General features: G+C 46.9%; 20 protein-coding genes. 19 read left to right on the top strand and 1 reads right to left on the bottom strand.

Annotated features, from left to right (window positions below):
* Positions 1-132: 132 nt before the first annotated feature.
* Positions 133-2,085 carry a ribosomal protection-like ABC-F family protein gene (gene abc-f / locus I2H87_RS06275; protein WP_022152112.1) on the bottom strand — a complete coding sequence of 651 codons (1,953 nt, stop codon included), beginning with the start codon at positions 2,083-2,085 and terminating at the stop codon, positions 133-135.
* Between the two features lie 193 nt (positions 2,086-2,278).
* Here abc-f and I2H87_RS06270 point away from each other — a divergent pair, with 193 nt between their 5' ends.
* From I2H87_RS06270 to I2H87_RS06180, 19 genes are all read left to right on the top strand, one after another.
* A complete protein-coding gene (locus I2H87_RS06270) occupies positions 2,279-2,923 on the top strand; it encodes a redox-sensing transcriptional repressor Rex (RefSeq protein ID WP_022152111.1) in 645 nt (214 codons plus the stop codon).
* A 117-nt stretch (positions 2,924-3,040) separates the two neighbouring features.
* Positions 3,041-4,543 carry a bifunctional ADP-dependent NAD(P)H-hydrate dehydratase/NAD(P)H-hydrate epimerase gene (locus tag I2H87_RS06265; protein ID WP_009266190.1) on the top strand — a complete coding sequence of 501 codons (1,503 nt, stop codon included), beginning with the start codon at positions 3,041-3,043 and terminating at the stop codon, positions 4,541-4,543.
* Positions 4,540-5,706, top strand: coding sequence for an alanine racemase (alr, locus tag I2H87_RS06260; protein ID WP_009266191.1), 1,167 nt, complete (start codon positions 4,540-4,542; stop codon positions 5,704-5,706). Before I2H87_RS06265 ends, alr begins: the two co-directional genes overlap by 4 nt.
* Before the next feature lie 74 nt (positions 5,707-5,780).
* Positions 5,781-6,128: a type II toxin-antitoxin system PemK/MazF family toxin gene (locus I2H87_RS06255; protein ID WP_009266192.1), complete on the top strand. Its 348-nt coding sequence runs from the start codon at positions 5,781-5,783 to the stop codon at positions 6,126-6,128.
* Positions 6,129-6,203: 75 nt separating this feature from the next.
* Positions 6,204-6,938, top strand: coding sequence for a YebC/PmpR family DNA-binding transcriptional regulator (locus I2H87_RS06250; RefSeq protein ID WP_009266193.1), 735 nt, complete (start codon positions 6,204-6,206; stop codon positions 6,936-6,938).
* A gap of 60 nt (positions 6,939-6,998) precedes the next feature.
* Positions 6,999-8,273, top strand: a complete 1,275-nt coding sequence (locus tag I2H87_RS06245) for an O-acetylhomoserine aminocarboxypropyltransferase/cysteine synthase family protein (protein WP_009266194.1) — start codon at positions 6,999-7,001, stop codon at positions 8,271-8,273.
* A 312-nt stretch (positions 8,274-8,585) separates the two neighbouring features.
* A complete protein-coding gene (locus I2H87_RS06240) occupies positions 8,586-9,224 on the top strand; it encodes a ClpP family protease (RefSeq protein WP_390566126.1) in 639 nt (212 codons plus the stop codon).
* 152 nt (positions 9,225-9,376) lie between these two features.
* Complete coding sequence (locus I2H87_RS06235) at positions 9,377-11,989, top strand: FtsK/SpoIIIE family DNA translocase (protein ID WP_195609537.1); 2,613 nt, start codon at positions 9,377-9,379, stop codon at positions 11,987-11,989.
* 20 nt (positions 11,990-12,009) lie between these two features.
* Complete coding sequence (locus I2H87_RS06230; protein ID WP_054704699.1) at positions 12,010-13,680, top strand: formate--tetrahydrofolate ligase; 1,671 nt, start codon at positions 12,010-12,012, stop codon at positions 13,678-13,680.
* A gap of 25 nt (positions 13,681-13,705) precedes the next feature.
* Entirely contained in the window at positions 13,706-14,545 is an 840-nt protein-coding gene (gene folD / locus I2H87_RS06225) for a bifunctional methylenetetrahydrofolate dehydrogenase/methenyltetrahydrofolate cyclohydrolase FolD (protein ID WP_022152506.1), read from the top strand.
* Positions 14,546-14,558: 13 nt separating this feature from the next.
* Positions 14,559-15,965, top strand: a complete 1,407-nt coding sequence (locus I2H87_RS06220; RefSeq protein ID WP_195609536.1) for a chitobiase/beta-hexosaminidase C-terminal domain-containing protein — start codon at positions 14,559-14,561, stop codon at positions 15,963-15,965.
* Between the two features lie 155 nt (positions 15,966-16,120).
* Complete coding sequence (locus I2H87_RS06215; protein WP_117550088.1) at positions 16,121-17,302, top strand: iron-containing alcohol dehydrogenase; 1,182 nt, start codon at positions 16,121-16,123, stop codon at positions 17,300-17,302.
* Between the two features lie 187 nt (positions 17,303-17,489).
* Positions 17,490-18,380, top strand: coding sequence for a sulfide/dihydroorotate dehydrogenase-like FAD/NAD-binding protein (locus I2H87_RS06210; protein WP_195609535.1), 891 nt, complete (start codon positions 17,490-17,492; stop codon positions 18,378-18,380).
* Positions 18,380-19,768 (top strand): NADPH-dependent glutamate synthase, encoded by a 1,389-nt coding sequence (gene gltA / locus I2H87_RS06205; protein WP_009266202.1) that lies wholly within the window; start codon positions 18,380-18,382, stop codon positions 19,766-19,768. The genes I2H87_RS06210 and gltA overlap by 1 nt, the downstream gene beginning before the upstream one ends.
* A 193-nt stretch (positions 19,769-19,961) precedes the next feature.
* Positions 19,962-21,029: an FUSC family protein gene (locus I2H87_RS06200; RefSeq protein ID WP_195609534.1), complete on the top strand. Its 1,068-nt coding sequence runs from the start codon at positions 19,962-19,964 to the stop codon at positions 21,027-21,029.
* A gap of 19 nt (positions 21,030-21,048) precedes the next feature.
* Entirely contained in the window at positions 21,049-21,528 is a 480-nt protein-coding gene (rlmH, locus tag I2H87_RS06195; RefSeq protein WP_022152502.1) for a 23S rRNA (pseudouridine(1915)-N(3))-methyltransferase RlmH, read from the top strand.
* A 25-nt stretch (positions 21,529-21,553) separates the two neighbouring features.
* Positions 21,554-23,164, top strand: coding sequence for an amidohydrolase (locus I2H87_RS06190; protein ID WP_117550094.1), 1,611 nt, complete (start codon positions 21,554-21,556; stop codon positions 23,162-23,164).
* Positions 23,157-24,044, top strand: coding sequence for a DMT family transporter (locus I2H87_RS06185; protein ID WP_022151366.1), 888 nt, complete (start codon positions 23,157-23,159; stop codon positions 24,042-24,044). Before I2H87_RS06190 ends, I2H87_RS06185 begins: the two co-directional genes overlap by 8 nt.
* A gap of 216 nt (positions 24,045-24,260) precedes the next feature.
* A complete protein-coding gene (locus tag I2H87_RS06180) occupies positions 24,261-24,836 on the top strand; it encodes a LemA family protein (RefSeq protein WP_054704667.1) in 576 nt (191 codons plus the stop codon).
* Positions 24,837-24,849 lie beyond the last annotated feature (13 nt).

Genomic DNA, 24,849 nt, shown 5'->3' with positions numbered 1-24,849 from the left:
ATGAATATGAGGAACAATATCTTGAAAACATCGAGGAGAATGCAATAAAAATAGCAAGTTAAACTTCGCTCAGAACAGAGAAAATTGGTTACATTTAAAAAGTTTCACATTCTCCATGGAGGAGTTGCCGCATTACTCGGCAAGCTCCTCCCATGTTTCATAGAGCGTCTCCAACTCTGTTTCGTTATTTTGTTTTTCTTTCGCAAGTTCCTGACAGCGCATCGAGTTGGAATAGACATCTTCGTGCGTCATCAGTTCATCGATCTCATTGTTGCGGTCTTCTAAGACAGCAATCCGTTCTTCTGTTTTCTTCAGATCATTTTTACGTTTCCGTTCTTTTGCCTGTTGTTCCTTTTGCTCCTGCCAGCTTAATTTTGTAGAGGACACAGGCTGTTCTGCCTGTGCAGGCTCCCCGGAAGTATTTAGGGTAGGGGCGGCAGCGGTTCCGGTTCCCTGTTCATAGGTATAAGCGGCAGTCAGCGCTTCTTTTTTTTCAAGGTAATAATCATAGTTTCCAATATAGTTGATGAAAGTATGGTTGGTCAGTTCCAGAATCCGCGAGGCAGTCTGGTTGATAAAATAACGGTCATGGGAAACATAAAGCACCGTTCCGGTGTATTCGTTGAGCGCCTGTTCCAGAATTTCTTTGGAATTGATGTCCAAATGGTTGGTCGGCTCGTCGAGGATCAAAAAGTTGGCTTCGGAGAGCATCAGCTTTGCAAGGGAAACCCGTCCTTTTTCACCACCGCTCAAATCTCCGATCCGTTTGAATACATCATCTCCGGTGAACTGAAACGCTGCAAGTGTGTTGCGGATCGCTGTATTGTTCAAAGCCGGGTAGTCGTCGGAAATCTCATCGAAAATACTTTTCGCATCATGCAGTACATGGTGTTCCTGATCGTAATATCCGATCTGAACTTTTGTTCCGAGTTCAAAAGAGCCGTCCTGCGCATCAGTCACTTGGTTTAAGATTTTCAGCAATGTCGTCTTTCCGGTTCCGTTGTCCCCGATGATCGCGACATGTTCGCCACGTTTGATCTCAAAACTAATGTCTTCAAAAAGCAATTGGTCATCAAAGCGTTTGGTCAGGTGCTCGACTTTGAGCACGTCATTTCCACTGATACAGGATGGTTCCAGTGTGAAATGAATATCCTGTGCCGCCTCCGTCGGTTTTTCGACCAGTGTCATTTTGTCCAGCATTTTTTCACGGCTCTCCGCACGTTTGATCGATTTCTCACGGTTAAATGATCGGAGCTTTTCAATGACAGCTTCCTGATGTTTGATCTCACGCTGTTGGTTGAGATATTCTTTCATCTGCGCATCACGGATCATCTTTTTTTTGTCGGCGTAAGCTTTGTAATTGCCGCCGTATGTACGGATCGTGCCGTTTTCGATTTCAATCACTTTTGTTACGACACGGTTCAAAAAGAAGCGGTCATGGGAGACGATGAATACGGCTCCGCTGTAATTCAAAAGATAGGTTTCCAGCCACGCGATCGAATTCAGATCCAAATGGTTGGTCGGTTCATCCAGAAGCAGGATATCCGGTTTCGTCAGAAGAAGCTTTCCAAGTGCGACCCGTGTTTTCTGACCGCCTGACAGTGTGGAAGTCTCTCTGGAAAAATCAGTTTCGTGAAATCCAAGACCCTTGAGGACGCCGACGATCTCGCTTTCGTAGGCATAGCCATTCTTCGACTCAAATTCAGACATCAGACGGTTGTAGGTGTTCAGCCGCGTGTCCAGTTCGGTTCCGGAGAGTGCTTTCAGTTCATGTTCAATATTGCGGATCTGTTCTTCCAGATCAATGATATCTGCTTTTGCAGTCTTCATTTCTTCATAAATCGTATTGCTGCCGCTTAAGATCTGCTGCTGGGCAAGATAGCCGATCGTTTTCCCTTTTGTCAGAACGACCGTACCGCTGTCTGCGGGTTCTTCCCCGATGATCATTTTTAGGATCGTAGATTTTCCTGCTCCGTTGACGCCGACAAAAGCGGCTTTTTCTCTGTCTTCTATATGAAAGGAACCGTCTTTTACAATGAGCTGTTCCCCAAATGCTTTGTTTAAGTTATGACATGCGAGTATCATAAAAATCCTCCCGTTATCAAATATTTTTATAGAGACCGAAACATTTTTCGATAGGTTCCGGCACTTCCTGCCTGCTTTATTATAACGGAAATGGGCGGAAATACAACTGAAACCGACAAAAAATCGTGAAAAGTTTGACTTTGTTTTCAGAATTATATATAATAACTTGAAGATTAAATTTGGAGGGATTTGCGTGGAAGACAGAGGAATATCAAGAGCGGTGATCGGTCGTCTCCCAAGATACTATAGATATTTAGGCGATTTATCAGAAGTAGGGGTGGAGAGGATTTCATCCAACGAACTGAGTAAAAAGATGCGGGTGACTGCATCGCAGATACGGCAGGATCTGAATAATTTCGGTGGGTTCGGTCAGCAGGGATACGGATATAATGTAAAATATCTGCGCGCGGAGATCGGAAAGATCTTAGGGCTTGGCTGCAGTCATAATATGATCATTATCGGGGCAGGAAATTTGGGGCAGGCGCTTGCAAAATATTCGTCTTTTGAGCGGAGCGGATTTGTGCTGAAAGGGATTTTTGATGTAAACCAGTCGCTGCAAGGCGTTTCGATCCGTGGAGTGCCGATCCGGATGATGGAGGAGTTGGAACCGTTTTTGAAAGAGAATGAGATTGAGATCGCAGCGCTTACGATTCCGAAATCCAATGTCTCCGAAGTGGCGGACCTGCTCGTGAAGAACGGGATCAAAGGAATCTGGAATTTCGCGCATACGGATCTGGTACTTCCGAAAAATGTCATTGTAGAGAGCGTACATCTTTCGGACAGTCTGATGAAATTATCGTATAATATTACCCGGTATAAGGAAGAACACGGGGAATAGGTGCGGTTCTTATCGATCTTATAGATGTGGAGCAGATTTAGGCGTGTAAAAAGTGGCGGGGGTCTCTTTTTACACGTTTTCTATTGTGAGGAACAAGATGGAAAAGGAGGTTGGATCATGCGTTATTTACCAAACGGCATCTGGATGCAGAAAGCAGATTCTTATACAATCCGGGAAATCGGAGTACCGTCCGTTGTTTTAATGGAACATGCCGCCCAAAAGACGATCGAAGTGATGGAAAGAGAGAACATTGATTTTTCTGATATATTGATCGTATGCGGCTCGGGAAATAACGGAGGCGACGGATTTGCCATAGCAAGGCTTTTGCAGGAAAAAGGGGTACGGGTTACGGTGTTTTTTGCAGGAAAAGAAAGTTCTATGAGTGAAGAATGCCGATTGCAGGCACAGATCGTCAGGAATTTGGGGATTCCCATCGTCACAGTCATGCCGGAAAAAGAATACACTGTATTAGTGGATGCATTATTTGGCGTTGGACTGAATCGGGAAATCACCGGAGCATACTGTGATGTGATCGAAAAGATGAACCGGCTGAAAGGGCGAAAAATAGCTGTGGATATTCCGTCCGGTATCCATTCCGGCAATGGGCAGGTCATGGGAATCGCTTTTCGCGCGGATCTGACGGTCACATTTCAGTTTGAAAAGCTTGGAATGGTGTTATTCCCGGGAAAGGAATATACGGGAAAAACGGCAGTTGTTGATATCGGGATCCATTCGTCTGTTTTTTCAGAAACACAGGAGGTTGCTTATACACTGGAACGGGCAGATCTTTCCAGGATGCTGCCAAAGCGGAAGCCGAATACTCATAAAGGCAGCTATGGAAAAGTATTGATGATCACCGGGAGCAAAGGGATGGCAGGAGCGGCTTATTTGAGCGCGCTGGCGGCATATACTTGCGGCGCCGGGCTTGTTCAGATCTATACAGACGAAACGAATCGTGCAATTCTCCAGCAACTTCTTCCCGAAGCGATCATTTCCTGTTATATGGAATATGAAGAGGATGGATTGAAAGACGCGCTGGAATGGGCAGATGTTGTCTGTATCGGATGTGGTCTCGGAAAGAGCAGGACAGCGGAAATGCTGCTGATGAATACGTTAAAGTATGTGTCGGTTCCTTGTGTGATCGATGCGGATGGACTTAACTTGTTGGCCTGCCACAAAGAAATGCTCCGTGTAGTTGATACTCCGGTGATCCTGACTCCGCATATGAAAGAAATGAGCGGGCTTTTGGGCTGTTCGATTCCGGAAATCACAGAAGAACGATTTCAGAAACTGCAGGAATTTACGAGTCAATATCCGGTTATCTGCGTGTTGAAAGATGCCCGAACCGTTGTGGCGGAACGCACGAATCCGTTTTTTGTCAATACAGCCGGCAATCAGGCGATGGCAAAAGCAGGATCCGGAGACGTCCTCGCAGGAGTGATCACTGGGCTTTTGGCAGGTAAAACCCCGCCGTACAGAAGCGCAGTGCTTGGAGTGTATCTTCACGCATGCGGCGGTGATAATGCAAAAGAACAGCTCGGAAGTTACAGTGTGCTGGCAAGAGATTTGATCACAGGGATCGGTCAGTGTATGAAAGAAGCGGAGGAGGAACAAGAATGAAGCAATACAGCAGGGTCTGTGCAAATATAGACTTGGATGCAGTCGCTTATAATATGGAACAGATGAAACTTAGACTTGGCGGAAATACGCGTCTGATCGCAGTTGTTAAAACAGACGGGTATGGACATGGCGCCGTACCCATCGCAAAAATGTTTGAATCAACGGATTATGTGTGGGGGTATGCGGTCGCCTGTCTGGATGAAGCAGTTGTTCTTAGGAATGCTGGAATCCAGAAACCGATCCTTGTGCTCGGCTGTGTTTTTCCGGAACAATATGAGGCGATGGTACGATATGAGATCCGAGCTGCGGTCTATACGAAAGAGATGGCGGTTGGGATGGCAAATGCCGCCGAACAGATTGGAAAGACGGCATATTTTCATATAAAAATCGACACCGGGATGGGACGGATCGGATTCCCTGTTACTGAGGAGAGTGCAGAGACGATTTTGGAGATCAGTGAACTGAAACATGGCGTGATCGAAGGGATGTTCACACATTTCGCAAAAGCTGACGAGGCAGATAAATCGTATACAAGAATGCAGCATGAGCGGTTTGTCTGGATGAGGGAAGTTTTGGAGGGAAAGAATGTCTTGATTCCTTATATTGATTGTGACAACAGTGCCGGGATCATTGATTTCCCGGATTTGAAGCATGATCTGGCAAGGGCTGGGATTTCACTTTACGGAATGTATCCGTCCGAAGAAGTGGATCATCAGGTGATCGATTTGAAGCCGGCGCTGGAATTGGTCAGTCATGTGACGTTTGTCAAAAAAGTAGAAGCCGGTACTTCGATCAGTTACGGCGGAACGTTTGTGGCTGAGAAACCAATGAAAGTGGCGACGATCCCGGTAGGATACGGTGACGGTTATCCGCGTTCTCTTTCGAATTGTGGCGAAGTGCTGATCCGCGGAAAACGTGCCCGGATCCTCGGAAGAGTCTGCATGGATCAGTTCATGGTTGATGTCACAGAAATCCCGGACGTACAGTTTATGGATCGGGTTGTTCTCGTGGGACGGTACGGTACGGAACATATTTCCGTGGAAGAACTCAGTGAAAAAAGCGGGCGTTTTCCGTATGAGTTTGTCTGCTGTCTCGGAAAACGAATTCCGAGGGTATACATCAGAGACGGAGAAGTGACGGAACAGACAGATTGTTTTGCGTAAAAGATAAATAGAATACTTCCGAAAAAACAGGGAATACTTTCATTACATTAAATGAAAATGGAGTGTGAACGGAAGTGGGAATTAGACGCGGAGATATTTATTATGCGGATTTGAGTCCGGTGGTCGGTTCAGAGCAGGGCGGGATCCGTCCGGTTCTGATCATTCAGAATGATGTGGGAAACCGACATAGCCCGACTGTGATCTGCGCCGCTATCACATCGAAAATGAATAAGGCAAAACTGCCGACGCATATAGAGATCAGTACCCGGGATTATCAGATCGTCAAAAATTCCGTGATCCTGTTGGAACAGATCCGTACCATTGATAAAAAACGGCTTCGGGAGTTTGTCTGTCATGTGGACGACCGGATGATGGGGAGAGTAAGCCGTGCCATTCAGATCAGTCTGGATTTGAATACATAGGCAGACTACTTTACAGATTTGGGAAAGAATGCTAGAATAAGCAAGTATTAACAACGAAAAGAGGAGAATGAAACAATGTCAGGACATTCAAAATTTGCCAATATTAAGCATAAAAAGGAAAAAAATGACGCTGCAAAAGGCAAGATCTTTACAAAGATCGGACGTGAGCTTGCAGTAGCGGTGAAAGAGGGCGGCGGACCGGATCCGGCAAACAACAGCCGGCTTCGTGATGTGATTGCAAAAGCAAAATCCAACAATATGCCGAATGATACGATCGAGAGAAATATCAAGAAAGCTGCCGGAGAGGGTGCAGGAGATAATTACGAACATATTACATATGAGGGATATGGACCGAACGGAACAGCGATCATCGTAAAAACATTGACAGACAATAAGAACCGTACGGCATCCAATGTTCGCAGCGCATTTACAAAAGGAAGCGGAAACATCGGAACGCCGGGATGCGTTTCTTTCATGTTTGATGAAAAGGGACAGATCCTTGTCGCAAAGGAAGATTGTGAGATGGATGCGGACGAACTGATGATGCTCGCATTGGATGCAGGCGCAGAAGATTTTGCGGAAGAAGAGGAGAGCTTTGAGATCCTGACGGATCCGGCAGATTTCAGTGAAGTACGTCTGAAACTGGAAGAAGCAGGTATTCAGATGGCGAATGCCGAAGTGACAATGATCCCGCAGACTTATGTAGAGTTGACAAAAGAGGAAGACATCAAAAATATCCAGAAAACACTGGATTTGTTAGAGGAAGACGACGACGTCCAGGATGTATACCACAACTGGAGTGAAGAATAAACCGAAAGGTTTATTCTTCGCGACGCTTCCAGACGAAAAAGCAAGCAGGAGGGACATAAGATGAGCGACTTTAAAATGGAAACAAAATGTATTCAGTCCGGTTATGAACCGGGAAATGGTGAACCGCGTGTTCTCCCGATCTACCAGAGCACCACGTTCCGTTATACAAGCAGTGAGCAGATGGGACGTCTTTTTGATTTGGAAGAATCGGGATATTTTTATACCCGTCTTCAGAATCCGACGAATGATGCCGTTGCAGCAAAAATCTGTGATCTGGAGGGCGGCTATGCGGCGATGCTGACTTCGTCCGGACAGGCGGCGAATTTCTATGCGATCATGAATATCGTGGAAGCAGGGGATCATATCGTATGTGCGTCTGCTCTTTACGGAGGAACCTATAATCTGTATGCTCACACGATCCGTAAAATGGGAGTCGAAGCTACTTTTGTGGATCCGGACTGCAGCGAAGAAGAATTAAATGCCGCGTTCCGCGAGAATACAAAAGCTGTATTCGGAGAGACGATCGCCAATCCTGCGCTTGTTGTTTTGGATCTGGAAAAATTTGCAAACGCAGCACATGCGCATGGGGTACCGTTTATCGTAGACAATACATTTGCTACACCGATCAACTGCCGTCCGTTTGAGTGGGGAGCAGATATTGTCACGCATTCCACTACGAAATATATGGATGGACATGCTGCCTGTGTGGGCGGAGCGATTGTTGACAGCGGTAATTTTGACTGGGAAGCACATGCCGAGAAGTTCCCGGGACTGACGACGCCGGACGAAACATACCATGGCATTGTATATACAAAAAAATTCGGAAAAGGCGCATATATCACCAAGGCAACTTCGCAGCTGATGCGTGACCTTGGTTCGATCCAGTCTCCGCAGAATGCGTTTCTTCTGAATCTGGGATTGGAGACATTACATCTGCGCATGCCGCGTCATTGCGAAAATGCGCTTGCGGTTGCTACCTATTTAAAGAATCACGAAAAAGTTGCATGGGTTTCCTGCCCGTCGATGCCGGGAGACAAATATTACGATCTCGCGCAGAAATATATGCCAAATGGCTGCTGCGGAGTGATCACTTTCGGATTGAAAGGTGGAAGAGACGCAGCGGTTGAAATGATGGATAAGTTAAAAATGGTGGCGATCGTAACACATGTTGCGGATGCCAGAAGCTGCGTGCTGCATCCGGCGAGTCACACACATCGTCAGATGAACGAAAAAGAGCTGTTAGAGGCTGGCGTTCAGCCGGATTTGATCCGTTTTAGTGTTGGAATTGAAAATGTAGACGATATTATTGCCGATGTAGAGCAGGCATTACGTTAAATAAAATGGTATGGATGTATACAATTTGCATTCATGCCATTTTTTACTTCTTTACCGTTCGACACCGGTGTATAGTTCCGTCAAATTTTTCGTATACTATGATTCCAAAGAGGATATGTTCCGGGAAGAATACGTTTGAAGAAGACGCGTATCCCGAAAGGAATATGTCGGAGCTTCAATCAGAATAATTATAGAAAGAGGGCTGAAAAATCTATGGAATCAAAAGAAATGCAAAAGTCTGAGACGGGATCGGCAGAAACAAAAGAGCAAAAGAGAGAAGAAGAGACAGCCAGACGTGAAGAAATCAAGGAGATGGGCACGCTGCGGCTGGAAGAGGGGAAGAGCAGACATCGGATCCAGCTTTTAACGATCATCGGGGAGATCGAGGGGCATGAAGCGGTATCCGGAAATACAAAAGCAACGAAATATGAACATTTACTTCCGAAGCTGGCAGAGGCGGAAGACAGTGATGAAACCGAGGGGATCTTGATTCTGCTCAATACGCTTGGCGGAGACGTGGAGGCGGGGCTGGCGATCGCGGAGATGATCGCATCACTCAGCAAGCCGACCGTATCGCTCGTACTTGGCGGCAGTCATTCGATCGGAGGACCGCTTGCGGTCTCGGCAGATTATTCGTTTATTGTTCCGAGCGGCACGATGATCATTCATCCGGTGCGGTCAAATGGGATGTTCATCGGTGTTTACCAGAGTTACCGTAATATGGAACGGACACAGGACAGGATCACCGGCTTTATCGCCAATCACTCCCGGATCAGCCAGAAACGTTTGGAAGAACTGATGCTGGATCCGACAGAGCTTGTAAAAGATGTCGGAACTTTGTTAGAGGGAGAAGATGCGGTGCGAGAGGGGCTGATCGATGAAGTAGGCGGAATCAGTCAGGCTTTGAACAAACTTCATGAGATGATCGACGAACGGAAAAAATCCATGTGAAAATTTTCTGATGACATCATATCGAAAGAATGCTATACTAGAAATAGTGTCGGTGTATGGAGAGAAAGAAATAAGGCACAGGATGTGGGGAGTCTTTCGGAGGGGAACATACACCGGTTCAGGCATTTTAATTGACCAAGGGGGAAGCAATAATGGCCGCAAAGTCAACAAAAAAGCGGAAAAACAGCAGGGGAAAAAAGAAAAAGACACAGGAATATTCCGTATTGCATGGGGAGATCATCATACTTTGTGTGCTGGCAGTTTGTATCTTTCTTATGATCAGTTGTTTTGGTCTGGGAGGGATTGCCGGTGAGATTTGTTCCTCAGTGATCTTTGGATTGTTTGGATGGGTCGGATATGTGATTCCGATTTTGATTTTTGGTGTGGTTGCCTTTTTGATCTCAAATAAAGGCAATACACACGCATACATAAAGACAGCGGCGGCGATCGTGCTTGTATGTCTGGTTGCTGCATTTTTAGAACTGGTTGTCAATTCGTATACACCCGGAACGGGATTGATGGAACATTATCGTCAGGCAAGTATCCGGAAAGATGCGGGAGGATTGCTGGGGGGAGCGCAGGTACAGCTTCTCTGTCCGATGCTTGGCGTAGTCGGCGCATACATTGCGATCGTGATCCTGGCAGTAATCAGTGTGATCCTGATCACCGAGCGCTCGCTGTTGAAACCGCTAAGTCATGGCGGAAAAAGAGTATATGAAGATGCAAAGATACGACATGAGACCGCTGCGATCCGCGCGGCAAAGAAAAGGGAAGAGCGTCGGCAGACAAGGGTTCTTCGGTTAGAAGCGCTGCAGGCGGAAGCAGAAAAAGAACGTGTACAAAAGCAGAATGAAGAGAAGAAAGAATCGAAAAAAGCACGCAGGCAGGATCAGAAAGTTTCCGGTGTGTCCTTTGCCACGACTTTATCAGACGGAACTTCAAAACGAAAGTCTCCGGAAGTTCAAGAACTGATACCGGATCTGCCAATGGATGAAAAGCCGCAGGATATTCCGTTTCCGTTTGACGAAACGCAGGGAGACGATTTGCCGGAGACGGCATTTGTGATCAATCGGGCGGATGATCGTATCGAGGCGGAGCAGGCAGAGGAGACGAATATATGGGGAGAGGAACCGAGGACTTTGGATTCCGAAGTGAATGACGGAGAACAAGTTTCGGCATCTCCCGCAAAGAAAAAAACGACAAAGCAGGATATACAGGAAATTGCGGCGGAGACACAGAATGTCGAGGCGGAGATCAAAGAGAAAGAAGAACAGCCGAAACCGGTCTATAAGATCCCGCCTCTGCGTCTGCTGAAACGCGGAAAGAAAGGCGGCGGAGATTCTGATGCACATTTGCGTGCAACGGCATTGAAACTGGAACAGACACTGCAGAATTTTGGAGTAAAAGTGCATGTGACCAATGCCAGCTGCGGACCGTCGGTTACACGGTATGAAATCCAGCCGGAACAAGGCGTGAAAGTCAGCAAGATCGTCGGGCTTGCCGATGATATTAAACTGAATCTTGCAGTGACCGATCTGCGGATCGAAGCTCCGATCCCGGGGAAAGCGGCAGTCGGGATCGAGGTGCCGAACAGCGAAAATTCTGCCGTTATGCTGCGGGATCTTCTGGAAGCGGAAGATTTTCAGAAAAGTAAGTCCAATCTTACGGTGGCAGTCGGAAAGGATATTGCCGGAAAAGTGGTGATCGCGGATATTGCAAAGATGCCCCATCTGCTTGTGGCAGGTTCGACGGGATCTGGTAAATCGGTATGTATCAACACATTGATCATGAGTATGATCTTCAAGTCTGATCCGGAAGACGTCAAGCTGATCATGGTCGATCCGAAAGTTGTGGAATTAAGCGTATATAATGGAATCCCGCATCTTTTGATCCCGGTTGTCACAGATCCGAAGAAAGCGGCTGGCGCTCTGAACTGGGCAGTTGCCGAGATGATGAAACGTTATCAGATGTTTGCCGAATACAATGTGCGCGATCTGAAAGGCTTTAACGAAAAGATCCTGCAGATGGAGCCCGGGGAGGGCGTGCCGAAAAAAATGGCACAGATCGTGATCATCGTGGACGAGCTAGCCGATCTGATGATGGTCGCTCCAAAAGATGTGGAGGGAGCGATCTGCCGGCTGGCGCAGCTGGCCCGTGCGGCGGGGATTCACCTGATCCTTGCGACACAGAGACCGTCTGTCAATGTCATTACCGGACTGATCAAGGCAAATATGCCGTCGAGGATCGCATTCGCAGTCTCCTCAGGCGTGGATTCCCGGACGATCATCGATATGAACGGTGCGGAAAAACTGCTTGGAAAAGGAGATATGTTGTTTTATCCGACCGGCTATCCGAAACCGGTCCGGGTTCAGGGATCGTTTGTATCCGACAAGGAAGTACAGCAGGTCGTGGAATATTTGATCGAGAACAACGGAAATGCTTCTTATAGCAATGAACTTGAGGAACATATGAACGCGGAGCTGGAGACAGAGAACGGCAGTATATCGATCGCAGCGCCGGGAATGGAAAATAGCAGTGACGCGCGAGATCAGTATTTTGCAGATGCAGGATATTTGATCATTGAGAAAGAGAAAGCGTCGATCGGGATGCTGCAGCGGATGTTCAAGATCGGCTTCAATCGGGCAGCGCGGATCATGGATCAATTGGCGGATGTAGGCGTAGTCGGTCCGGAAGAGGGAACAAAACCAAGGAAAGTGCTGATGACAAAAGAAGAATTTGAGCAATATTTATCAGAAAATAAATGACAGTCAAGGAGGAAATGAAATTGAAAACAGACATTCAGATTGCACAGGAAGCACAGATGCTTCCGATCAGAGAAGTAGCCGAAAGAGCAGGGATCGCAGAGGAAGATCTGGAATTTTACGGAAAGTATAAGGCAAAATTATCGGAAGAATTTTGGGATCGTATCAAAGACAATCCGGATGGAAAGCTTGTCCTTGTGACTGCGATCAATCCAACACCTGCCGGAGAGGGAAAAACGACCACATCAGTGGGGCTTGGTCAGGCAATGCAGAAACTGAACCAGAAAGCGGTCATTGCACTTCGCGAGCCATCGTTAGGACCGTGTTTCGGGATCAAAGGCGGTGCGGCCGGAGGCGGATATGCGCAGGTTGTTCCGATGGAAGATCTGAATCTGCATTTTACCGGAGATTTCCATGCGATCACTTCTGCCAACAATCTGCTTGCAGCAATGCTGGACAATCATATCCAGCAGGGAAATGCACTGCAGATCGATCCTCGCCAGGTTGTATGGAAACGCTGCGTGGATATGAACGACCGCGTACTGCGTAATATTGTTGTCGGACTTGGCAATAAGATGGACGGTATGGTGAGAGAAGATCATTTTGTGATCACGGTAGCGTCGGAGATCATGGCGATCCTCTGTCTTGCAGATGATCTTGCAGATCTGAAACAACGTCTTGGAAAGATCATCGTTGCATACAATTTTGCGGGGGAGCCGGTTACGGCGGACGATCTTCAGGCAACAGGAGCAATGACGGCGCTTTTGAAAGATGCGATCAAACCAAACCTGATCCAGACACTGGAACACACGCCGGCATTGGTCCACGGCGGTCCGTTTGCCAATATTGCCCACGGATGCAACAGTGTGCGGGCAACAAAGATGGCGTTGAAAATGAGTGACATCACGATCACGGAAGCGGGATTCGGCGCGGATCTCGGTGCCGAGAAGTTTATGGACATCAAATGCCGTAAAGCGGGACTGAAACCGGATGCAGTTGTTCTTGTTGCAACCGTGCGTGCTTTGAAGTATAATGGGGGCGTTGCAAAAGCGGATCTGGCAGAAGAAAATCTGGATGCTCTGAAAAAAGGTATCGTCAATCTGGAAAAACATATTGAAAACCTCCAGAAATTCGGTGTTCCGGTTATCGTGACGTTGAATTCGTTTGTTACGGATACAGACGCTGAGAATGCGTTTATCCGCAAATTCTGCGAGGAACGCGGATGTGAATTTGCTTTATCCGAGGTGTGGGAACACGGCGGTGAGGGCGGAATCGAGCTTGCGAAGAAAGTGTTGGAAACATTGCAGACAAAGGAAAGCCATTTCCATACACTCTATGAGGACAGTCTGTCTTTGGAAGAAAAGATCGGGACGATCGCAAAAGAAATTTACGGAGCGCGCGGCGTAGTTTATGAGCCTGCCGCAAAGAAACAGCTGGCACGGATCGAAGAGCTTGGATTTGGAAGTTTCCCAATCTGTATGGCGAAAAATCAATACTCATTGTCGGATGATGCGAAAAAATTGGGACGCCCGGAGAATTTTGATATTCATATCCGGGAGGTTTATGTGAGCGCAGGCGCCGGATTTGTTGTTGCACTGACCGGTGCGGTCATGACAATGCCGGGACTTCCGAAAGTGCCTGCGGCAAATCAGATCGATGTAGACGAAAACGGAAAAATTACCGGTCTGTTTTAATATAGATGCGATAAAGGAGACACGAATGACACATTTGATAGACGGAAAGCAGATTTCAAAAGAAATCAAAGATGAATTGAAACTGGAAGTAAGCAGATTAAAATCTGAGGGAAAGCAGGTCTGCCTGGCGGTTGTACAGGTTGGAGCGGATCCGGCTTCATCGGTTTATGTTAACAATAAAAAGAAAGCCTGTGCATATATCGGGATTGAATCGGAATCTTATGAACTGGAAGAATCAACGTCGGAGGAAGAGCTTCTGAAACTGATCGATACTCTGAACAGTAAAGAATCGGTGAACGGAATCCTTGTCCAGCTTCCGCTTCCGAAACATATTGACGAAGACAAAGTGATCCGCGCCATTTCACCGGAAAAAGATGTGGATGGATTTCATCCGGTCAGTGTAGGAAGACTGTGGATCGGTGAAAAAGGATTTTTATCCTGTACACCGGCAGGGATCATTCAGCTTCTGAAGCGTTCGGACATCACGCTGGACGGAAAAGAATGTGTTGTGGTGGGGCGGAGCAACATCGTCGGGAAACCGATGGCTGCGCTTTTGCTCCGTGAAAATGCAACGGTAACGATCGCGCATTCCCATACAAAGAATCTGAAAGAGATTACAAAGCGAGCAGACATTTTGATCGCAGCAGTCGGAAAAGCACGTTTTATCGATGAGGACTATGTAAAAGACGGGGCGGTCGTGATCGATGTCGGAATGCATCGGGATGAGAACGGAAAGTTATGCGGGGACGTTGCTTTTGAGAGAGTCTCAAAAAAGGCGTCTGCGATCACGCCGGTTCCGGGCGGAGTTGGTCCGATGACAATAGCAATGTTGATGAACAACTGTGTGGAAACAGCACGACAGTAGGAGGAAGCACTAAATGAGATGTACACATTGTGGTGCAGATATACCGGAGGGTATGCTGATCTGCCCCGATTGCAGAAACGAAGTACAGATGGTGCCGGATTATAATCCGTTGGAAGATGTTCTTGTGCGTGAAGTGCGTGGCTCGGTTGAAGATGCAACAAGACCGATCCGGACTGACGATATTCGACGATATCGAAGCGGAGCGGAACAGGGAACCGGAAATTCTACGCGTGTATTGAGTCAGGGGGAACTGGAGCGGATCCGGGCAGAACGAATGGGGAAGACTTCTGCTGTCCGGAGAGGGAATACGCAAGGATGCAGGACACAGGGCGAGGCACGCAGAAATACAGGCAATATGCGGCAAAGCACAGACAGTTTGCGGCAGAACACAGGAAATATGCGTCAAAGTACCGGACAGATGAGACCCGGCACAGGAGCAGTCCGTCAAAATGGAGGCGGATCCGGTCGTGATGTAGAAGAAAAACGTCGTCAGCAGGCAGCGCGTAAAAAACGTGCTGTCAAAAAAAGACGCCGTCTGGTGGCTGGAATCCTGCTTGTGCTCCTTGTCGTATTGGGAGGTGCCGGATTTGTCGTATACCAGAATTCTTACGACGGGGTTGTAGCCAAGGCATATCAGGCAATGCAGACCGGAGATTATCATACTTCGGAAAAACTATTTCAGCGTGCGATACGAAAGGATGCGAAAAAAGCAGAGGCGTACACAGGAATCTCCAAGTTATATATCCAACAGAAAAAGGAAGATGAAGCGGAAGAAATGTTCTTGACGGCAATTGATTCCCAACCTGAAAATGCGGCATTGTATCAGGCGGCGATCCAATTTTATGTGGATACGAAACAGGTGGAACAGATTTCCGGAATGCTTTCGGGATGCAGTGATGCGGTACTTTCTAAGGTGAGCGCATATGTTTCCGATATGCCGGAATTTAGTCTGGAAGAGGGTGATTACACCGAAGTACAGGAAGTTACGCTTACAGGAGACGGTAAGATTTACTATACGCTGGATGATTCGGAACCGACAACGGAAAGCATCGAGTATACGGAGCCGATTCTTCTTGAAGAGGGAACGACAACGATCAAAACGATCGCAGTCAACAAAAAAGGAATCCCAAGTCTGACAGCAAGCCGCACTTATACGATAGAGATCCCAATCGAAGATGCGCCTGCAGTGACACCTTCGACCGGTCAGTACAGTGTACCGACGCAGATCACGATCCAGGTACCGGAAGGGTATACCGCATATTATACAACGGATGGGACTACGCCGTCGGCAGCGTCCACTCCATATACGGGACCGGTAGATATGCCGGAGGGAAGCACGATCTTTTCAGCGGTTCTGATCAATGATGCCGGAAAGATGACACAGGTGACAAAGCGGAATTATCTGTTGGAATACGAATAGAGATACCCCTTGTATTTTTAACTAAAAATGCAAGGGGTTTTTTGTGCACTATTTAGCTCAAAATTTACATATATTGGCTTGTATGAAAAGGGGAAGAGTGTTATAATATACATGTTAAAAAAATAACAAATACATATACAAGGAGATGTATTGCGATGGGAAGATTTACATTACCAAGAGACATTTATCACGGTAAAGGATGTCTGGAAGAACTGAAAAATCTGAAAGGAAAAAAAGCGATCCTCGTAGTTGGCGGTGGTTCCATGAAGCGTCAGGGATTCCTTGATAAAGCGGTGAATTACCTGAAAGAGGCAGGCATGGAAGTAGAACTGTTCGAGGGTGTTGAACCGGATCCGTCTGTTGAGACTGTTATGAGAGGCGCGGAAGCGATGCGCAAGTTTGAACCGGATTGGATCGTATCTATGGGTGGTGGATCCCCGATCGATGCCGCAAAAGCAATGTGGGCATTCTATGAATATCCGGATGTTACATTTGAGGAACTCTGCATTCCGTTTAACTTCCCGGAATTAAGACAGAAAGCAAAATTCTGTGCGATCCCGTCTACATCCGGTACTGCAACAGAAGTAACAGCATTCTCTGTTATCACAAACTATGAGACCGGCGTAAAATATCCGCTGGCTGATTTTAATATCACACCGGATGTTGCGATCGTAGATTCCGAACTGGTAGAGGGACTTCCGGCAAAACAGGTTGCATATACAGGTATGGATGCGTTGACACATGCGATCGAGGCTTATGTATCTACATTGAACTGTGCATATACGGATCCGCTGGCAATTCAGGCGATCGAGATGGTATTTGATTATCTGCCGGCTTCTTTCAGAGGCAATATGGATGCAAGAGCACATATGCATGACGCACAGTGTCTGGCAGGAATGGCATTTTCCAATGCCCTGCTTGGTATCGTTCATTCCATGGCTCATAAGACAGGCGCAGCGTTCTCAACCGGTCATATCACACATGGATGTGCAAACGCAATGTATCTGCCATATGTTATCAAATACAATGCAAAAGATCCGGTAGCTGCAAAACGGTACGCTGAGATCGCAAGAAAAGTCGGACTTCCGGGCGCTTCTGAAAAAGCACTGATCAACAGCCTGTGCGAGAAGATCGACGACTTTAATGTACAGTTGAACATTCCGAAGACATTGAAAGAATTCGGTATCAATGAAGACGAGTTCAAAGAGAAGATTGCAAAGATCTCCGAACTTGCCGTTGGAGATGCATGTACAGGATCCAATCCGCGTGCGATCGATCCGGCTACAATGGAGAAACTGTTCACATGTATTTACTACGGAACAGAAGTTGATTTCTAATTCCGGACGGAAACTTGAGGGACAGGTACTGAAAGGTATCTGTCCTTTTTCTGATGATTTCCTGAAAAAGACTACTTGCTTATAAGAGGGGAATATCGTATTATATCAGAAGAGAGGCTCTTGCACCGGTTTTCTGTAAAAGCAGAATCCAAATGAGAGGGCGTATATGAATACAAGGAGGAAGATCATGTATAAGATTTTAAAAGCAGAGAAGCTGGCTGATAAGATTTTTCTTATGGATGTTCATGCACCACGTGTTGCAAAGCATTGTCAGCCGGGACAGTTTGTGATCGTAAAGATGGATGATAAGGGGGAACGGATTCCGCTTACAATCTGCGATTATGACCGAGAGGCAGGAACGATCACGATCGTATTCCAGGAAGTAGGAGCTTCCACCGTGAAGATGTCGGCGTTAAAAGAGGGCGACAGTTTCCGTGATTTTGTTGGACCGCTCGGATGCGCTTCTGAATTTGTGGCAGAGGCTCTTGCATCTCTGAAGAAGAAAAAAATGCTGTTTGTTGCCGGGGGTGTCGGCGCTGCACCGGTATACCCACAGGTGAAATGGCTTCACGAGCATGGAATCGAAGCAGACGTCGTGCTTGGCGCCAAAACAAAAGATATGGTGATCCTCGAGAAAGAACTGGAAGCAGTTGCCGGAAATCTGTATGTGACAACGGATGACGGCTCTTACGGAAGATCCGGTATGGTAACGGCTGTTGTGGAAGACCTTGTTCAGAATGAAGGCAAGAAATATGACGTATGCGTTGCGATCGGACCGATGATCATGATGAAATTCGTCTGTCTGCTGACAAAGAAACTGGAGATCCCGACGATCGTCAGCATGAACCCGATCATGGTAGACGGAACCGGAATGTGCGGCGCCTGCCGTCTTCAGGTTGGCGATGAGATCAAATTTGCCTGTGTGGACGGACCGGAATTTGATGGTCACCTTGTAGATTTTGATCAGGCAATGAAGAGAGCACAGACATATAAGACTGCAGAGGGACGCGCAATGCTGAAACTGCAGGAGGGTGACACACACCACGGCGGATGTGGAAATTGCGGAGGTGACAACTAATGGCAGATGTATTAAAGAAAGTGCCTGTAAGAGAACAGGATCCGAAAGTACGAGCAGCAAACTTTGAAGAAGTTTGTCTTGGATATAATCAGGAAGAAGCGATGGAAGAGGCAGCCAGATGCATCAATTGTAAAAATGCGAAATGTATTCAGGGATGTCCGGTTGCGATCAATATTCCGGGATTTATCAAAGAAGTAAAAGATGGAAATATCGAGGAAGCCTACAAAGTGATCGGACAGGCAAGCGCGCTTCCGGCTATTTGCGGACGTGTATGCCCGCAGGAATCCCAGTGTGAGGGGCAGTGCATCCGCGGAATCAAGGGCGAGCCGATCTCCATCGGTAAGCTGGAGCGTTTCGTTGCAGATTATGCGCTGGAACATGATATCAAACCGGTCGGCGCAGAGAAGACCAACGGGCATAAAGTTGCAGTGATCGGTTCCGGTCCGTCGGGACTGACTTGCGCCGGAGATCTTGCAAAGCTTGGTTATGAAGTGACAGTATTTGAAGCGCTTCATGAGCTTGGCGGTGTTCTCGTATACGGTATCCCGGAATTCCGTCTGCCGAAGCAGAAAGTTGTTGCAAAAGAAATTGAGAAAGTCAAAGAACTTGGTGTTAAATTTGAGACAAACGTTGTGATCGGCAAATCTACAACGATCGATCAGCTGATCGAGGAAGAGGGATTTGAAGCTGTATTTATCGGATCAGGAGCAGGTCTTCCGAAATTTATGGGAATCCCGGGCGAGAATGCCAACGGTGTATTTTCTGCAAATGAATACCTGACAAGAAGCAACCTGATGAAAGCGTTTGATGATAATTATGATACACCGATCTGCGCCGGAACAAAGGTAGCGGTAGTCGGTGGCGGTAACGTTGCGATGGATGCCGCAAGAACAGCGCTCCGTCTCGGCGCTGAGGTACATATCGTATATCGTCGAAGCGAAGAAGAACTTCCGGCCAGAGTGGAGGAAGTACATCACGCAAAAGAAGAGGGTATCATTTTTGATCTGCTGACAAATCCAAAAGAGATTCTTGTAGACGACAAGGGAAATGTCACAGGAATGAAAGTGATCAAGATGGAATTGGGCGAACCGGATGCATCCGGAAGAAGACGTCCGGTAGAAGTTCCGGGATCTGAATTTGTGATCGACGTGGATACCGTGATCATGTCGCTTGGTACATCCCCGAACCCGCTGATCTCTTCTACGACAGAGGGACTTGAGATCAACAAGTGGAAATGTATCGTAGCAGATGAAGAAAGCGGAAAGACTTCCAAAGAGGGCGTTTATGCAGGCGGAGACGCCGTGACAGGCGCTGCAACGGTTATTCTTGCAATGGGCGCCGGAAAAGCGGCGGCAAAAGGAATCGATGAATATCTGCGTGATAAATAAAATAAGAGAATACGCATGAAAAACAGAGGGCAGAAAGTTATTTTAGAAGCTTCAGGCCTCTGTTTTTTCTTTCATTGACAAACATCCGTGCCGATGGTATAATGCCTCATTGCTTACCCAAAGCGAACACTTTCACTGGTTAAAAAGTATTCGCTTCGGGTCACTAAAAAACACGAAAAGAAAGGAAGATTTTATGACATTTTATCAGGAATTGCAATTAAATCAGGCGGGATCCAAGGCGGTGATCAAAAATGCGGCAGGACGCAGGGAGAAGCTGCATCATACATGCATTTATATGTGCAAAATTGCAATTACGATGATCTTCTGTATGTGTTTTGTGATGTTGTACGGGAAAGTATTCGGTGATGAAAACAGTATTGTCGGCGTAGTCGTACTTCTGTTTTTAATGGTATTTAAAAATGCGGATTTTGGTATCTGTATGCGGCATTCCCTGGAAGTCATCGGCGTTGTGTTCGCGATCATGATGTTTGGTCCGAGGGCTGCGAATTTCTTTGGACCATTTGGCGGAATGCTCGTAAATATCGGCTGTATCTTTGTGCTGGCATTTTTAAGCTGTCACAACATTTTGATGTCCAATCATTCCACCGTCGTTTTGGGATATCTGCTTCTTTATGGATATGATGTGAACGGCACGAAAGCATTTTCCATGAGACTTCTGGGGCTTTTGATCGGCGGGATATTGACGGCAGTCGTTTTTTACAGAGGACATAAGAATCGGGTGTATAAGAGGGATTTGGATCGTATTTTCAAGGAATTTAACATTCATTCTTCAAGGACAAGATGGCAGCTTGCGATGACGTTTGGAGTTGCGACGATGATGTTTTTTGTGGAAATTTTTAAACTGCCTCGTTCAATGTGGGCGGGAATCGCAGTGATGTCCGTGATGCTTCCGTTTGAGAAAGATTCCAAGATCCGTTCCCAAGGGCGTATCCCGGGAAATATTTTCGGAGGGATTCTTTTCCTTGTACTTTATATGCTTCTTCCGCCCTCCTTTTTGTCCTATGCGGGGATCATCGGCGGAATCGGTGTGGGTCTTTCTGCGACATACGGATGGCAGTCTGTCTTTAATTCGCTCGGAGCGATGGCGGTTGCTACCGGTGTGATCGGTCTGGAGGGAGCGATCATTTTCAGGATCGTACATAATATTTGCGGAAGTATTTACGGTCAGGTGTTCTATAAAGGTTTTCATCGTTTTATCGATCTTTTTGCAGGAGAACGCAAAAAGGCAGCCGCACAATAAGAAAAAGGATGTAAGACAAATGAAGATTTCATTGATCACAGTAGGGAAAATCAAAGAAAAGTATTTAAAAGATGCGATTGCCGAATACAGCAAGCGCTTGAGTAAATACTGTAAGTTGGAGATCATTGAGGTGGCGGATGAGAAGACACCGGATCAGGCAAGCAAGGTTGTAGAAAATGGGATCCGTACAAAAGAAGCGGAACGTATTATGAAATATATCAAAGAAGATTCCTATGTGGTCACATTGGAAATCCAAGGGAAAATGCTCTCCTCCGAAGAACTTGCATCGAAGATCGATCAGCTTGGGATCCAGGGGAAAAGCCACATCACATTTGTGATCGGCGGTTCCATCGGTCTCGGGGAAGCGGTGCTGAAACGTTCGGATTTTGCGTTGAGTTTTTCCAAAATGACATTTCCCCATCAGTTGATGCGCGTGATTCTTCTGGAACAGATTTATCGAAGTTATCGGATCAATTTCAGCGAGCCTTACCACAAATAAGAAGAGAGAACAAAGGAGGGACACGATGAAAACTTTTTATTATAACGGAACAATCCTCACCATGGAAGACGCTTCCTTGTATGCGGAAGCTGTCTGTGTGGAAAACGGTCGGATCCTGGCGGTTGGCAGCTTCGATGACGTCATGCAGTATAAGAAAGATGGAGATCAGATGATCGATCTTAAGGGAAAGACGATGCTGCCTGGATTTATCGACGCGCATTCTCATTTTGTCGGGGCGGCGAATGCGATGACGCAGTGTGATCTGTCCGGCTGCGGAAGTTTTGCGGAAATCATAGATACGATGAAAGCATTTGCGCAAAAAAGAAAGCTGACGGAGGACAGCTGGATCATCGGCTGTAATTATGACCAGAATTTCCTAAAAGAAAAGCGCCATCCGGACCGGTACGTTTTGGATGAGATCAGCCGGACGAATCCGGTTCTTCTGATCCATGCATCGTCCCATATGGGTGTGACCAACAGCAGAGGTCTAAAGATCGCTCAGATTGACGAACATACCGAAGACTGTGCAGGAGGAAAATATGGAAGAGTAGAAAACACGCAGATACCGAATGGATATATGGAAGAAAAGGCGTTTATTGAATTTCAGGCACATTTGCCGATGACTTCCATGGAAGAACTGATGTATTTGATCGGGGAAGCGCAGAAGATGTATGCAAGTTACGGAATTACGACCGTTCAGGACGGCATGGTCGCAAAACCGTTGTTCCAGCTTCTGAAATATGCTTCCTCAAACGGTCTTTTAAAATTGGATGTGGTCGGATATGCGGACATTATGACCGCGGCGGATCTGCCGGAGGAAGAACGTGATTATGCGAACCGGTATAAGGATCACTTCAAACTGGGAGGATACAAAGTGTTCCTGGACGGATCGCCGCAGGGACGGACTGCCTGGATGAGTGAACCATATGAGGGCGACAATGCTTACTGCGGATATCCGATCCATACGGATGAAGCGCTGCGCGGATATATCGAACTTGCCCTTGAGAAAAAACAACAGTTGCTTGCGCACTGCAACGGCGATGCCGCTGCCGAACAGTATATTACGCAGTTTGAACGTGTATTAGCGGAAACCGGAACAACCAATCTGCACCGTGCGGTCATGGTACATGCACAGCTTGTCCGGAAAGACCAGCTGCAGCGGATGGCAGCGATCGGAATGATCCCCAGCTTTTTTGTGGCACATACGTATTATTGGGGTGACATCCATTTACAGAATTTCGGAGAGAGACGGGGAAGCCGGATCTCACCGGTGAAAGATGCCATTGATCTTGGAATGAAATATACGTTCCATCAGGACACACCGGTCATTCCGCCGGATATGATGCGGACAGTATGGAGTGCGGTAAACCGGATTTCAAGAGCGGGAAGAACGATCGGAGAAGAGCAGAGGATTTCCGTACTGGATGCGTTAAAAGCCATTACGATCTATGCGGCATATCAGTATTTTGAGGAACAGGAAAAAGGAAGCATCGCATGCGGAAAATATGCGGACTTTGTTGTGCTGGATCAAAATCCACTGGAAGTTCCGAAAGAACAGCTCGATCAGATCAAAGTGAGGATGACGATCAAAGAAAATGAAGTAATTTACAGAAACGGAGAAACAGATCATGAGTAATCGTGCCAAAGGGATCAGCCTTGCCGTCATTACCGCGGTGATGTGGGGAATCATGGGGATTTTTGTAAGATCTCTGTCCCAGTATCAGTTTACAAATCTGGAGATTTCCTTTTTCCGCTGTGCGCTGGCTGGCGGAGCTTACTTTTTGTTTTTGCTTTTTACGAAACCATCCGCATTAAAAATCGACCTCAAAGTACTTGTGATCTGTCTGATCTACGGCGCGGTGGCATACAGCATCAGTTTTGTAAGTTACAGTGTATCCGTTTCCAGGATCCCCGTGGGTGTGGCTACGGTGCTGATGTTTATGAGTCCCATCTGGGTTGCGATCCTCGGTCGTTTCATGTTTGGAGAAAAACTGGAAAAAAACAAGATGATCACGATTTTCATTTGTCTGATCGGAGCGGTTCTTGTCTCCAATCTGATCGGCGGCGGAAATGTAAAGCTGGATGGGATCGGTATTCTCGCAGGTGTCGTCAACGGGATCGGTGTTGCGCTGCAGATCCTGCTCCCGAAATATTTTGCCAAGGATTATGAGAGAGATACGCTTCTTGTCTACGGATTTTTGGGCGCGGCTGTTGTGCTGATGTTCGGAATCGATTTTTCTTCCGTTGCAGGTCATATGAGCGGTACGCCGGTCGGAACATTGATCTGGAATCTGTTCGGGATCGGAATCTTGTGTACGATGGTCGCCAATGTCTCCTGTGTCAAATCCACGCAGTATGTGGAAGCGACGACAACGAGTATTCTTTCCGCGCTGGAAGTTGTGGTGGGAACGCTGGTTGGATTTCTTATCTTCAATGAACATATGACGCTGCTGCAGCTCCTCGGCGCAGTGATCATTGTAGCTGGCGCAGTCGGTTCAGAAATCCGACGGAAATAATTGTATTTGCCGTGCAAGTCATGTATAATAAAATGACAATGTCGGTGTACAAAGGAGAGGTTCTCCTTTGTATTCGACGCTGATCGTATTCGGTTTTTACGCGTGCATGGCAACGGAGAAAGGCAGAGAATTACTTTTGACAGTTACCGTGGCATATCGTCGCGGTACTGTCTTTTTTCGTACCGGATCTTTAAAAGAGCGGAAGGAGAGATGGTTATGAGTATCGGAGCAATATTACTGGCGGCAGTGGGGATCATTCTGCTGATCGTACTCGGAATCCTGATCTGGGTGATCGGATCGTATAACGGATTTGTCAAACTGCGGAACAAGACGGAAGAGGCGTTTTCCGCACTGGACATTTCGCTGAAAAAGCGGTATGATCTGATCCCGAATTATGTGGAGACCGTGAAAGGATATGCGAAATATGAATCGGAGACTCTGGAGCGGGTGATCCAAGCGAGAAACCGTGCGATGAACGCGGCATCTCACAAAGAGCGGATTGAAAAGGACAATGTATTTTCGGGAAGTCTCCACTCATTGTTCGCACTTTCCGAAAACTATCCGGATTTAAAGGCAAGTGAAAATTTTATACAATTACAGGAACAGCTTGCGCGGATCGAAGAGGAAATCGCGGGGGCAAGACGGTATTATAACGGGATCGTGAATCAGTTTAATACAAAGGCGGAGATGTTTCCGGGCAGTCTGATCGCCGGGATCTTTCATTTTGAACGGATGCCGCTGTATGAAGTGAACAGCAGGGAAGAGCGGGAAAAGGTCAATGTATCATTCTGACAGGAGTGGGGAT

Source organism: Mediterraneibacter glycyrrhizinilyticus (assembly GCF_015560805.1).
Taxonomy (GTDB): Bacteria; Bacillota; Clostridia; order Lachnospirales; family Lachnospiraceae; genus Schaedlerella; species Schaedlerella glycyrrhizinilytica_A.
Note: the sequence above shows the minus strand (reverse complement) of the source record. Positions and strands in the feature narration are given on the sequence as shown.

What these genes read in the sequence shown, in the direction of transcription:
- abc-f (WP_022152112.1), bottom strand. Translation starts at nt 2,085, where the DNA reads ATGATACTCGCATGTCATAACTTAAACAAAGCATTTGGGGAACAGCTC.
- I2H87_RS06265 (WP_009266190.1), top strand. Translation starts at nt 3,041, where the DNA reads ATGCGTTATTTACCAAACGGCATCTGGATGCAGAAAGCAGATTCTTAT.
- alr (WP_009266191.1), top strand. Translation starts at nt 4,540, where the DNA reads ATGAAGCAATACAGCAGGGTCTGTGCAAATATAGACTTGGATGCAGTC.
- I2H87_RS06250 (WP_009266193.1), top strand. Translation starts at nt 6,204, where the DNA reads ATGTCAGGACATTCAAAATTTGCCAATATTAAGCATAAAAAGGAAAAA.
- I2H87_RS06245 (WP_009266194.1), top strand. Translation starts at nt 6,999, where the DNA reads ATGAGCGACTTTAAAATGGAAACAAAATGTATTCAGTCCGGTTATGAA.
- I2H87_RS06240 (WP_390566126.1), top strand. Translation starts at nt 8,586, where the DNA reads ATGGGCACGCTGCGGCTGGAAGAGGGGAAGAGCAGACATCGGATCCAG.
- I2H87_RS06235 (WP_195609537.1), top strand. Translation starts at nt 9,377, where the DNA reads ATGGCCGCAAAGTCAACAAAAAAGCGGAAAAACAGCAGGGGAAAAAAG.
- folD (WP_022152506.1), top strand. Translation starts at nt 13,706, where the DNA reads ATGACACATTTGATAGACGGAAAGCAGATTTCAAAAGAAATCAAAGAT.
- I2H87_RS06220 (WP_195609536.1), top strand. Translation starts at nt 14,559, where the DNA reads ATGAGATGTACACATTGTGGTGCAGATATACCGGAGGGTATGCTGATC.
- I2H87_RS06215 (WP_117550088.1), top strand. Translation starts at nt 16,121, where the DNA reads ATGGGAAGATTTACATTACCAAGAGACATTTATCACGGTAAAGGATGT.
- I2H87_RS06210 (WP_195609535.1), top strand. Translation starts at nt 17,490, where the DNA reads ATGTATAAGATTTTAAAAGCAGAGAAGCTGGCTGATAAGATTTTTCTT.
- gltA (WP_009266202.1), top strand. Translation starts at nt 18,380, where the DNA reads ATGGCAGATGTATTAAAGAAAGTGCCTGTAAGAGAACAGGATCCGAAA.
- I2H87_RS06200 (WP_195609534.1), top strand. Translation starts at nt 19,962, where the DNA reads ATGACATTTTATCAGGAATTGCAATTAAATCAGGCGGGATCCAAGGCG.
- rlmH (WP_022152502.1), top strand. Translation starts at nt 21,049, where the DNA reads ATGAAGATTTCATTGATCACAGTAGGGAAAATCAAAGAAAAGTATTTA.
- I2H87_RS06190 (WP_117550094.1), top strand. Translation starts at nt 21,554, where the DNA reads ATGAAAACTTTTTATTATAACGGAACAATCCTCACCATGGAAGACGCT.
- I2H87_RS06185 (WP_022151366.1), top strand. Translation starts at nt 23,157, where the DNA reads ATGAGTAATCGTGCCAAAGGGATCAGCCTTGCCGTCATTACCGCGGTG.
- I2H87_RS06180 (WP_054704667.1), top strand. Translation starts at nt 24,261, where the DNA reads ATGAGTATCGGAGCAATATTACTGGCGGCAGTGGGGATCATTCTGCTG.